The 1,569-nt window shown below is 39.0% G+C and carries 3 protein-coding genes and 1 pseudogene; 2 read left to right on the top strand and 2 right to left on the bottom strand.

The window, feature by feature from the left end; translation table 11 throughout:
* Positions 1-259: pseudogene (locus tag RTW80_RS25080) on the bottom strand (gfo/Idh/MocA family oxidoreductase); the annotation flags it as partial.
* Between the two features lie 160 nt (positions 260-419).
* Between RTW80_RS25080 and cvi the strand changes: the two are divergent.
* Together cvi and cvaC are read left to right on the top strand one after the other, a co-directional pair.
* Positions 420-656 (top strand): colicin V immunity protein, encoded by a 237-nt coding sequence (gene cvi, locus RTW80_RS25075; RefSeq protein WP_001323890.1) that lies wholly within the window; start codon positions 420-422, stop codon positions 654-656.
* Positions 634-945: a colicin V gene (cvaC, locus tag RTW80_RS25070; RefSeq protein ID WP_001259758.1), complete on the top strand. Its 312-nt coding sequence runs from the start codon at positions 634-636 to the stop codon at positions 943-945. Before cvi ends, cvaC begins: the two co-directional genes overlap by 23 nt.
* A 169-nt stretch (positions 946-1,114) precedes the next feature.
* Here the strand turns inward: cvaC and RTW80_RS25065 are convergent.
* Positions 1,115-1,569: ATP-binding cassette domain-containing protein (locus RTW80_RS25065; protein WP_312720760.1), on the bottom strand; the 455-nt coding region annotated here is incomplete at its 5' end.

The following is a 1,569-nucleotide window of genomic DNA, read 5'->3' as shown; positions in this document are numbered from 1 at the left end:
GTTGTGCGGAGTCTCGCCAGGTCAGGTGATGGCGGGTCAGTGCAGAATTTTTATTAAATTCTGCTGAGAAGAAATGCAGTTCACCTAATTTCTTCTCATTTCTCAGACGCATTATCATGTCGATGACGGGGTTATATCGGTAGTTAAAAGACACGATACTGCCTTTTGGAGCAATCTCCTGTAGATATCGTGCAGAGTTGAGATCTGTTGAGAGGGGTTTTTCACACACAAACGGGAGCTGTTTGTAGCGAAGCCACTCGTTCAAATCAATTCTCTTGACGTGGGGAAATCCGTTTTCCAAGCGGACCCCTTATAGGGGGTTGAGGGCCTCCTACCCTTCACTCTTGACTATGTTAACGATAATCATTATCGTTAGTGTTTGTGTGGTAATGGGATAGAAAGTAATGGGATAAAAAGTAATGGATAGAAAAAGAACAAAATTAGAGTTGTTATTTGCATTTATAATAAATGCCACCGCAATATATATTGCATTAGCTATATATGATTGTGTTTTTAGAGGAAAGGACTTTTTATCCATGCATACATTTTGCTTCTCTGCATTAATGTCTGCAATATGTTACTTTGTTGGTGATAATTATTATTCAATATCCGATAAGATAAAAAGGAGATCATATGAGAACTCTGACTCTAAATGAATTAGATTCTGTTTCTGGTGGTGCTTCAGGGCGTGATATTGCGATGGCTATAGGAACACTATCCGGGCAATTTGTTGCAGGAGGAATTGGAGCAGCTGCTGGGGGTGTGGCTGGAGGTGCAATATATGACTATGCATCCACTCACAAACCTAATCCTGCAATGTCTCCATCCGGTTTAGGGGGAACAATTAAGCAAAAACCCGAAGGGATACCTTCAGAAGCATGGAACTATGCTGCGGGAAGATTGTGTAATTGGAGTCCAAATAATCTTAGTGATGTTTGTTTATAAATAGTATTATTTAATATAAGAAAGAACAGTTATTGGACAATCCACACAGAATGATATTTCTTCTTGGTGGATTGTCTATCTTCCATTCCACCTCCAACAGATATCTGAGCATAACGAGGAATTATAACAGGAAGAAATATTCCTCATACGCTTGTAATTCCTCTATGGTTTAAATAGAAATAACTCTATCAACAGTTCTCAACGTTGTTTCTCTGTGTGCAATAATTACCCTGGTGATATTCATGTTTTTTATGGCAACATTCACGAAATGTTCACTCTCTGAATCAAGAGCACTGGTTGCCTCATCCATAAATAATATTCCTGGTTTCCGGTATAAGGCTCGTGCAATAAATATACGCTGTTTTTGACCGCCAGAAAGACCTTCCCCAAGTTCACCTATTAATGTTTCATATCCCATTGGCATATTCATTATAACATCATGAATATGACTTGCTCTGGCACATTCTACCATCCACTCTTCATCCATTTCCTCTGCAAAACCACAGATATTTTCACGAATTGAGCCTGAAAATAGCCGGTCATCCTGCATAACACAGGCTATCATCCGGTGATAATTATTTATTCCAATTTGGCGTATATCTATACCATTTATCAGTACCCTCC

This window comes from Escherichia sp. AM3 (assembly GCF_032029835.1).
Taxonomy (GTDB): Bacteria; Pseudomonadota; Gammaproteobacteria; order Enterobacterales; family Enterobacteriaceae; genus Escherichia; species Escherichia coli.
This window is presented reverse-complemented; position numbering and strand designations above follow the sequence as displayed.